At 35.1% G+C, this 10,518-nt stretch carries 8 protein-coding genes and 1 riboswitch; of the genes, 4 read left to right on the top strand and 4 right to left on the bottom strand.

Annotation, left to right across the window (positions count from 1 at the left end; genetic code table 11):
* Positions 1-135 precede the first annotated feature (135 nt).
* Positions 136-1,203 (top strand): FUSC family protein, encoded by a 1,068-nt coding sequence (locus QDN89_RS14715; protein WP_280770914.1) that lies wholly within the window; start codon positions 136-138, stop codon positions 1,201-1,203.
* 376 nt (positions 1,204-1,579) lie between these two features.
* On the opposite strand, the gene QDN89_RS14710 is transcribed toward QDN89_RS14715, so the two are convergent.
* Together QDN89_RS14710 and QDN89_RS14705 are read right to left on the bottom strand one after the other, a co-directional pair.
* The gene (locus tag QDN89_RS14710; protein WP_280770913.1) at positions 1,580-2,926 is read right to left on the bottom strand and encodes an FAD-dependent oxidoreductase; all 1,347 of its coding nucleotides are present in this window, start codon (positions 2,924-2,926) and stop codon (positions 1,580-1,582) included.
* 31 nt (positions 2,927-2,957) lie between these two features.
* Entirely contained in the window at positions 2,958-3,632 is a 675-nt protein-coding gene (locus QDN89_RS14705) for a TVP38/TMEM64 family protein (protein WP_280770912.1), read from the bottom strand.
* Between the two features lie 334 nt (positions 3,633-3,966).
* Positions 3,967-4,149: riboswitch (Lysine riboswitch) on the top strand.
* Between the two features lie 152 nt (positions 4,150-4,301).
* Here QDN89_RS14705 and dapA point away from each other — a divergent pair.
* Positions 4,302-5,189: a 4-hydroxy-tetrahydrodipicolinate synthase gene (gene dapA / locus QDN89_RS14700; protein ID WP_280770911.1), complete on the top strand. Its 888-nt coding sequence runs from the start codon at positions 4,302-4,304 to the stop codon at positions 5,187-5,189.
* A gap of 269 nt (positions 5,190-5,458) precedes the next feature.
* On the opposite strand, the gene QDN89_RS14695 is transcribed toward dapA, so the two are convergent.
* Entirely contained in the window at positions 5,459-5,716 is a 258-nt protein-coding gene (locus QDN89_RS14695) for a hypothetical protein (protein WP_280770910.1), read from the bottom strand.
* 472 nt (positions 5,717-6,188) lie between these two features.
* Between QDN89_RS14695 and pflB the strand changes: the two genes are divergently transcribed.
* Positions 6,189-8,441: a formate C-acetyltransferase gene (pflB, locus tag QDN89_RS14690; protein WP_280770909.1), complete on the top strand. Its 2,253-nt coding sequence runs from the start codon at positions 6,189-6,191 to the stop codon at positions 8,439-8,441.
* A gap of 97 nt (positions 8,442-8,538) precedes the next feature.
* A complete protein-coding gene (pflA, locus tag QDN89_RS14685) occupies positions 8,539-9,270 on the top strand; it encodes a pyruvate formate-lyase-activating protein (protein WP_280770908.1) in 732 nt (243 codons plus the stop codon).
* 84 nt (positions 9,271-9,354) lie between these two features.
* On the opposite strand, the gene QDN89_RS14680 is transcribed toward pflA, so the two are convergent.
* Complete coding sequence (locus QDN89_RS14680) at positions 9,355-10,437, bottom strand: AI-2E family transporter (protein WP_280770907.1); 1,083 nt, start codon at positions 10,435-10,437, stop codon at positions 9,355-9,357.
* Positions 10,438-10,518 lie beyond the last annotated feature (81 nt).

Genomic DNA, 10,518 nt, shown 5'->3' with positions numbered 1-10,518 from the left:
ATTCCTTTCCGATACAACGATTTAATTATCGACACATCGTGATATAATCAACGAACAGAACACAATAAACGTTTTAGTATACAATATTTACTAAAATACATAGCTTCTTACACCTACTTAACGGAGTGAGTCACGATGGACATCAAACCTAAAAAAAAGTCATGGATTGGAGGACGTGTAATTAAAACGGCCATATCCGTGTTTATTACGTCTTTCATTTGTTTAGCTTTTAATTTACCTGCTATTTTCGCCGTCATTACAGCGATTGTAACGATTGAACCTACTACTCACGATTCGATTAGAAAGGGGATCGTTCGATTTCCCGCTTCTGCAATTGGGGCAGCACTTGCAGCGACTAGCGTTTATTTTTTGGGAGAAAGTGCTCTTACATATACAATAGCTGCCACATGTACTATTATTCTTTGTCAAAAGTTAAAATTATACGAAGGAACCCTTGTTGCCACATTAACATCTGTAGCGATGATTCCTGATTTACAAAATTATTTGCTATTATCTTTTCTAATAAGATTAGGAACAACTTCCATTGGAATTACCGTCTCCACATTAGTAAATGTCTTAATTTTACCAGCAGATTATTTAGATGATATCTCTTATAGAAATCGTCGACATATTGATCAAATAAAACAAGCACTCGTAGAATCACTCAAACGATTAAGAGACGGCTACACTCCTCAACAACAAAAAAATGATGGACCATATGAAACTTTAAATCGACAGTTAGCAAAAACAGATCAGCTTCTATATTTTCAGAGGAAAGAACTCAGGTACCACCGCTTCAAAATAAAGAAATACAGGCAGTTTTCATTTGAAAAACAAACCACTCAATTTATACAAAGAGCTGCATTACACTTAGGAAATCTTCAATACATTCAAAAAGCGATCAGCTTTACGGAATACGAACAAAATATATTAAAACGAGCTGAAGCAGAATTTAGTTTTTTACTGAATGAATTAGATAAACCCATTGATGATAGTTATTTTCAGTTCATTGATGATTTAAATAATCACCTTCAATATGAATTTGCTCAATCAAGACCTTTAGCTGTGCACCAGCATACCAACCATGATCACCAATTAAGTGAAAAAGTAATTTTATTTTATGAATTATTGGCAATCCATGATTTAATAGAGGACCTCCATCATCACTTTTTAAAAAATCAACCTGTTCCCGTAGAGAAATAATTTTGAGTTTCCAGCTTACAGTTTTTAAACGAGACTCGCTAGTGTTGTTAACAATATTTAGATTTTATCGATGAAAAATAAAGGAATGGTCGCTGAATCACGACCATTCCTTTTCTATATTTATTCAGGAAATGCCTTTGTCTTGAAATTATCTTCGACGTTGCCTTCTTTTGATAAAACGTTTTATGATAGAACCTGCCTTTAACATAAGAAGTATCTTTGGAATATTTAGCCTCATTATCTCTCCTCCTTCTTTTACCAGACCTTTTATAAGGAGTGCTTGTCCTTGCCTCAAACAAAAAACATGGTCAAACAGCATTCGTAACCTCATAAGAAAGCATCGTTTGCTTTAAGAGAATCAGTTGTTAAACTGCTCCTACTTCACTTGTTTATTTTGCCAAGGATAATCATCTTGTTCAGAAAATATAACTGCTTTCTTTTTCGTATTGAAACGACTTTTAAGATACGCGTTTCTAGGTCCTAAAAAGCGAAATCCGTCAACAATACTATAAGGCCACCAACCAACACCTGAAATATTCAACATATGTTTATAATGCAAGATTGGGTGTCTTTCCAACCTCTTTAGAGCAAACATTCTTGATTTTTGATACCACTTAAACGGCCATGTATAAGCAAGTGCCGACATATGACTAAGTCTGGATAAACGATCAGATCGTTTTTTGCGAACTTTCTCATAATATTTTAAGTAATGAGATTCAAATCGTTGTTCTTGGAACATCCAAACTAGTAATTCACCTAACACAACAGCATCTTGAATAGCTAAGTTCATTCCTTCTCCTGCCATAGGATGAACGGTGTGTGCAGCGTCTCCTATTATGACTGCATTCCCTTTAACATATTGATGAATATTATGACGAATTGGAATCATTAATTGTATATCTTTCCACGTTTGAATCGACTGGACATCCTCGTATAAATCAGGTTCAAATCGTTTAAATGGTTCATGAAACGTATGGATTCCTTCTTTTTTCATTTTTTTATATTGACCTGGTTTTATTAACATGACACTTCGAACTTGGTTATCAGGTAATGGAAAAAGGCCAATAAATGAATCATGAGATGCATACATTCTCGCTTCTAGAAAATTTTCAGGTCGAGGAAATGTAACCGTTAAAAATTGATGGTTGTATTGTGTTGTCACTACGTGCTGATTCATCGCTTTTCTCATTAAGGAAGAACGCCCTTCAGCGCCCACAAAGTAATCCGCCTCTACTTCCATCACTTCATCATTATATCGAACCTCTGCTCGATCATATTGCTGATTTTTTTCATCTGTTTTTGTGAACTTTTGAAAAGTTGCAGGGTTCCAATATTCAAAACTTGTATAGGACTTAGCCTCATTTAAAAGTATTGCTTTTAATTTTTCGTGTGGGATCATTCGTGCTTCTGGAAAAGGACTGTACAAACGATCATATTCTAATGGAATATACAAAGCTTTCTCTAATGATCCATCATGTTTTTGTTTCATTTCATACGTATGAATGATAGGTAAAGAAAGACTTTCAGCAACGATAGGTTCAGAAATCCCCATTTCTAGAAAACCTTCCAATGACTTCGGTTGCAATAATTCTCCTTTGTAAATTTTACCGGGTTGTTTCGTTTTTTCTATTAACAGAACATTTATATTTGCTTTGGCAAGTTTAACGGAAAGTGTTAATCCTCCAACCCCTCCACCAATGATAACAACATCATATCTTTTCAAAACTTCACCGCCTCTAAAACTAATACGTCCATCATTTCATTTTTTCATCTGACAACAGATGAAAGTCCATGTTCTTTTTTTTCATTACATTTCTACTGATGAAATGAATGGAAAAAACAACTAAAAAAGTTACCAATGTAATGACAACCATCCTTGTATTTAGGTCTACAAAAGAAGCCCCTAGGAAATTAAAAGCAAGCGTTCCTGGTATAATACCTACCATTGTAGCTGTCATGTATTTTTGCAGTGGAATTCTAGATAGTGCAGATAAATAACTGACAAAATCGAAATTTATAACTGGAATGATTCTTAATGCTACGACGTAGAAAAAACCATTTTCTTCGATTTTCTTTTGTAATTCTTCTCCTTTTCCTTGCCATGTGTTTTCTCTGAAGTTGTTTCCTAAGTAGCGGATAACAAGGAAAGATAAGAACGCCCCTGACAACGAGCCGATATAAGTTACAAGTGGACCAATGAAAGGACCAAAAGACAGCCCACCCGCAATCGCTAATATGGAAGCTGGAAACAGAACAAATGGACGAAAGCTGTAAATACCGATAAAAATGAGTGGTGCCCAAATTCCGAATGATAATATAGCCTTTTGTATTTGTTCAGGGTCAACGTTAATGTAAGCATGATTAATATAAATCAATGAACCAATGACAATTGTAAATGCAATAACTTTTATTAGTAATTTTTTAGTCATCTCTTCGGTGCTCCCTTTGAACATTGTCTTGTTCATACACTATATATAACCGTTATTAAAAAAGACTAATCATTGGATTACCATTAATAAAAATGGTTCTGCTTATTTTACCCAAAAAGCCAAACGTAATATTTAGTATTTATAGATTCATTTTACTTAATTTATACTCCAGTCTCAATGAAGGTGCATTATACAAAGGATTACACCCCATTTTTAACAAAATTTGTTTATAGTTAAATGAATTTTTAATGATTAATGAATTTTTTGTTGCAAATTTTAGTCCTATTTGATAAGGTAGTTTCAAAGTTCATAATATTTACTTCAATACATTTGAAGTGAGTTTAGAGGTGCAAAGATCATCAGTACTTGATTGGAAGAGTATGTGCTCTGAAGATAATCTTGGAAAGGGGTGTTTGCCGAAACAATGAACGAGTCATACGTTTATTGTTGGGTCTGTGATTGAATAAATGCAGAACTGTCGTATAGTCATTTGACTATATGGAGGGCTATCTCACGCTGGATTACCGTTTAATTACACTTTCTAGCAGCAACGAGACCCTCGTTGTTGCTTTTTATTATTTTTTAGCGGTTGTTTATGCGATTTAGCTCTATTCAAGAACTTTCATCTTTTGATGAAAGAGACAAATCTGTTGAATAGAGGTGTTTTACATGAATTTCGGACAAGTAATAACAGCTATGGTCACACCATTTGACCAAGAAGGAAACGTTGATTTTCAAGCAACTAGAGAATTAATCCAACATTTAATCACAAACGGTTCTGATGGCATTGTCGTAGCAGGTACAACAGGAGAATCTCCTACGTTAAGTATTCAAGAAAAGGTTGCCTTATACGAATTTACAGTAGAAGTCGTAGATGGCAGAGTTCCAGTCATTGCTGGTACAGGAACAAATAGCACGAGAGCAGCAATTGAGCTAACTGAATTAGCAACAACAGCTGGGGTTGATGGCGTCATGCTAGCAACACCATATTACAATAAACCTAACCAAGAGGGCATGTATCAACATTTTAAAGCCATTGCTGCATGCACTCATTTACCTGTCATGCTTTACAACATCCCAGGTCGAAGTGCTGTGAATTTAGTTCCAGCTACAGTCATTCGTTTATCTGAAATCGAAAATATCGTCTCTATTAAAGAAGCGAGTGCAGATTTAGATGCAATGGCTGAAATTATTGACAACACTCCGGAAGATTTCACTTTATACAGTGGAGATGACAGTTTAACGTTGCCGATTTTATCTATCGGAGGTAATGGAGTCGTTTCTGTATCATCTCATATCATTGGCAATGAAATGAAAGCGATGATTACAGCTCACGAATCAGGACAAACAAAATACGCGGCAAAACTTCATCGCGAATTATTGCCGGTGTTCAATGTGATGTTTAGTGCACCAAACCCAACACCAGTGAAAGCTGCATTAGAAATGGGTGGAATAAAAGTTGGTTCTGTGAGATTACCAATGGTACCTCTCACACCAGAAGAATCTCAAAACGTATTCAAAACGATTCAAAGTAGAATTTTTTCTTCTGCTGTATAAAAGCGAGGCTGCCATTAACTGGTAGCCTCTTCTTTATTAGTCCTCTTCATAAACATGAGTGAAAGTCTAATCATATCACGACACCATATTCCATTTTTCTATTAAAGTTTTGAATATTTTTCAGTAAAAAATCTTGTTTCATTTCCGAAAAAAGACTTCCTTACATATGAGAATATGCAAGTTGATTAATACTTGAACTACCAGTCGCAACTTCCAAGACTTTCACATTTTAGATTTACATCGCTTAATAGCGACCACCATTCACTTTACTAATACTTCTTTGATAACTCGTTTAATTTTGTTGTTGCTGACAAGCATACCTGTTTTATCTCTTCCGTAGACATCATGAAGTGATCAGCTGTAAATGCAATAGGAGATTTACCATCTACAATTAACTTTCCATACTCTTTCATATTCGACTTTTCTACTTGTCTAAAATACCCGTAAATTGATTTTTCAGGTTCAGATAGCTTTTTAATTAATTGATCTCTCCGTTCAAAATAGGCATCTTTCTCATAGTCTGTCATCATTGTTCCTCCCCCATATTAACCGACAATGTAGTTTATATCTTATTGATATAGTTTAATCATCAATTAATTTGCTTGTATTACCTTTTCTTCATGATTAATTCATTTTCCTTTTAATAATTAATTTAACTATACATTAATTCTAATAAAGAACAAAAATACTCGAGATTTACATACCAAAATTGTGCCTGTTACAGTAATCTTAATACACATTTGGAGGGATAGATTTTATTATAATACAAAAAAATGCTTTAATATCAAGTATTAACTCATTATAATGATCGTTAAATTTAATCTGTTTCAACAAAATATTCATTCTGTTATATTTTTCATGAAAGTGTCACATTTATCCCTTGTTGTCATCCTTATTTCCTTTTATACTTAGGTTATACTAATAGTGTGAAGTGATTCACAATTGTTTAATTTAATATGACTTATGAATAAACAAACAAAACTTTATGGAGGCGTTAAAATGAGTAAAACAATGGAAAAAGTTAGTCGACCAGAGTGGTTAAATTTTAACAGTGGGGCTTGGGAAAAAGAAATTAATGTCCGCGATTTCATCCAATCAAACTACTCGTTGTATAGTGGTGACGAAAACTTTCTAGAAAGCGCTACGGATGCAACGGAAGAGCTGTGGAAACAAGTCATGTCTCTAACAACGCAAGAGCGCGAAAGAGGCGGAGTCTATGATTTAGATACGGAAATCGTCTCCACAATAACGTCCCATAAAGCCGGGTATCTAGATCAAACAAAAGAAAAAATTGTCGGTGTGCAAACAGACATTCCATTCAAACGGTCAATGCAACCATACGGTGGAATTCGTATGGCCAAGGCTGCTTTAGAATCTTACGGATATGAATTAGATAAAAATGTTGAAAAGATTTTTAGTGATTATGCTAAAACACATAACCAAGGCGTGTTTGATGCGTATACACCAGAAATGAAGCTAGCTAGAAAAGTCGGAATCATTACTGGCCTTCCTGACGCATACGGACGAGGACGAATCATCGGTGACTATCGTCGAGTTGCATTATACGGTGTAGATTTCCTTATAGAAGAAAAAATCAAAGAGAAAAATAGTCTATCAGGAAAAATGTCCGAAGAAGTTATTCGTTTAAGAGAAGAAATATCTGAACAGACACGAGCCCTTAAAGAATTAAAAGAACTTGGTAATATATACGGATTTGACATTTCACAACCAGCAACAAATGCTAGAGAAGCATTCCAATGGCTTTATCTTGGATACTTGGCTGCAGTAAAAGAACAAAATGGTGCGGCAATGAGTTTAGGTCGTGTATCAACGTTCCTTGACATTTACATTGAACGCGATCTCGAAAATGGAACATTAACGGAAAAGATCGCACAAGAATTAGTTGACCACTTTATTATGAAGCTTCGGTTAGTGAAATTTGCTCGCACACCTGAATACAACGACCTTTTCAGCGGTGACCCAACTTGGGTAACGGAATCAATCGGTGGTATTGGTGTCGATGGTCGACCACTCGTCACAAAGAGTTCTTTCCGGTTCCTTCATTCATTGAACAATTTAGGACCGGCTCCTGAGCCAAACTTAACGGTGTTATGGTCTCCTGCATTACCTGAACCTTTTAAGCATTATTGTTCAAAAATGTCCATTGACACAAGCTCTGTTCAATATGAGAATGATGAAATCATGCGACCAGAATATGGTGACGATTACGGAATTGCTTGTTGTGTCTCCGCCATGGAAATCGGAAAGCAAATGCAGTTCTTTGGTGCCCGTGCCAATATAGCGAAAGCTCTCCTCTATGCTATCAATGGTGGTGTTGATGAAAAGGCGAAGATGCAAGTTGTCCCAGGTATTGAACCAATTACATCAGACTATCTTGATTATGATGAAGTAGTTGAAAAGTACGATACTGTGTTAGAATGGTTATCAAGTCTTTACATTAATACACTGAATATCATTCATTTCATGCATGATAAGTATGCATACGAGCGTATTGAAATGGCTTTGCATGATAAAGATATTTTACGTACGATGGCTACCGGTATTGCTGGACTTTCGGTTGCTGCCGATTCGTTAAGTGCTATCAAACATTCTAAAGTTAAAGTTATCCGTGATGAAGATGGTCTAGCGGTTGATTATGAAATTGAAGGTGACTATCCACAGTATGGAAATGACGACGAGCGTGTTGATGACATTGCTAAAGAACTTGTCAGTAAATTTTCTGATATGCTTCAACAACACGATACGTACCGAAATGCAAAAACAACAATGTCCGTCTTAACGATTACATCCAATGTTGTTTATGGTAAGAAAACTGGTAACACACCAGACGGTCGTAAAGATGGCGAGCCATTTGCACCGGGTGCAAACCCACTTCATGGGCGCGATAAAAAAGGAGCCCTTGCATCATTGAATTCTGTTGCAAAATTACCTTATGCAAAGTCACTAGATGGTATATCGAATACATTCTCAATCGTACCGAAAGCTCTAGGAAAAGATGAAAATGTTCAAAAAGCGAACCTTTCTGCTATTCTAGATGGGTACTCTGAGAAAAACGGTCATCATTTAAATATCAATGTATTTAACCGATCTACATTGTTAGATGCTATGGAGCACCCAGAAGAGTATCCACAGTTAACAATCCGAGTGTCTGGTTATGCTGTAAACTTTATAAAATTGACTCGTGAGCAACAAATCGAAGTAATTAATCGAACATTCCATGAGTCCATGTAATAACTTTATCAAAAGACTGTTTTAGTAAGCTTAGACTTATTTCCGGAAGCATCAGCAGCTCCCTGCTGGTGCTTTCATACTTATAGGGGGTCATCTTATGGAAGGAAGAATCCATTCAGTAGAAACATCAGGTATGGTAGACGGACCGGGAATCCGCTACGTTATTTTTACACAAGGCTGCCTTTTACGCTGTCAATATTGCCACAATCCAGATTCGTGGGATCTTGGTGGTGGCGAAATGAGAAGTGTTGCTTCTTTGATCGAAGATATTAAAAAGTACACACCTTATATGAAACATTCCAATGGTGGTGTGACTGTCAGCGGTGGCGAACCACTCTTACAACTGGACTTTCTTATTGAACTATTTAAAGAATGTAAAAAAATAGGCATTCATACTACGATTGATAGCTCAGGAGGATGTTATTCTAATAGTGAATCATTTCAAGAAAAATTCACTGAACTCTTAGCTAACACTAATTTATTTTTAGTCGACTTAAAACATATTGATGATGATAAGCACCGAAAATTAACTGGAGTTTCAAACACCCATATATTAGAGTTTGCCAAAAAACTTTCTGATGAAAATGTACCTGTTTGGATACGCCACGTTTTAGTCCCTGGTATCTCAGATGATGAAAATGATTTAACAAACCTATCAACCTTCATATCAACGTTAAATAATGTTGAAAAAGTAGAAATACTCCCTTACCATAAAATGGGTATTTATAAATGGAATGAACTTGGTATCACCTATCCTCTTGAAGGTGTTGAATCACCAACAGAAGCTCAAGTAGATCGTGCTAAAAAACTCCTTAACATACAACAATAAAAAAACATCGTTTGTTCATTTTGAACAAACGATGTTTTTATTGATGACATCAGATTTAATAAATGAATATAGCTTACCTACTACCTATCTCAGTTTTGGATACCGTAATTTCAATAATCTATACACATTTTGTACGATGACTTTAGATACCGCATAAAATGGGATGGCTAGTATCAACCCTATTAAACCTGCAAGATTACCTGCTAGAATTAACAATAAAATAATCGTCAATGGATGAACATTCAATTTTTGTCCCATCACATTTGGAGAGATTAAATTACTTTCGATTTGCTGAATAATAACAATGGCAATAATGACCCATAATGCCGTAATAGGTTCGGTGAAAAATGCAACAAACACCGCAGGTATTGTTCCGATAAATGGACCGATAAATGGTATTAAGTTTGTAAACATAGCAATTAAAGCTAAAATTAATGCATATTCAACACCAATGATTAAATAAGCAATCAAAGAAAGTATTCCTACACATACACTAACAATCGCTTGTCCTTGAATATAAGCACTTAACGTTTCATCCATATCTTTCATAATAATTCTTCCGTCGTTCTCTTGATCTTTTGGTAAAAAACGAAGGATATTATCAGGCAATTTATTTGCATCTTTCAATAGAAAAAATAGCACAAATGGTAGAACAATAATAAGTGTAATCAAGCTTACTAACATACTGAAAAATTCAAGTAGATTACCGCCCATGTTAGCAAGTATGTTAGATAGATTATCGGTTATTGCTGAGGGATCAAAGTTTTGAAATGCTTCCTCCTCCATCGCTCTTCCTACCCATTCGTTTTCCATGAAATTGTTTAACCAAGCTTCCATATCATCAATATAGCCAGGAATATTATCTACAAAACCACTGATTTGAGTGACAAGAATAGGCCCTACAAATGTGATTAAACTGGCAACGATCCCTGCAAATAACGTAAACATAATGACGATAGACAGTGTGTTTGGAACAACTTTACTAATAAGTCTAACTAGTGGTCTTAATATGTAATAAAGAACACCACCTACTATAAGTATAGGTGCTAAAGTACTAAACGCCACTTGAATCGGATGAAAAACAAATGGAACTTGAGTAGCTAAATTTACGGCAATTAAAATTAATACAATACTATATAAAAATAGAAACCAATTTGATTTAGGCATAACAACCTCCTTTACTCCGCACATTCCCATAAATACAAGATTTTAAAACTTGGAAATAACATACAGAAGTATAACATACAT

The sequence above is a fragment of the Salipaludibacillus daqingensis genome (assembly GCF_029891575.1).
Taxonomy (GTDB): Bacteria; Bacillota; Bacilli; order Bacillales; family Salisediminibacteriaceae; genus Salipaludibacillus; species Salipaludibacillus daqingensis.
This window is presented reverse-complemented; position numbering and strand designations above follow the sequence as displayed.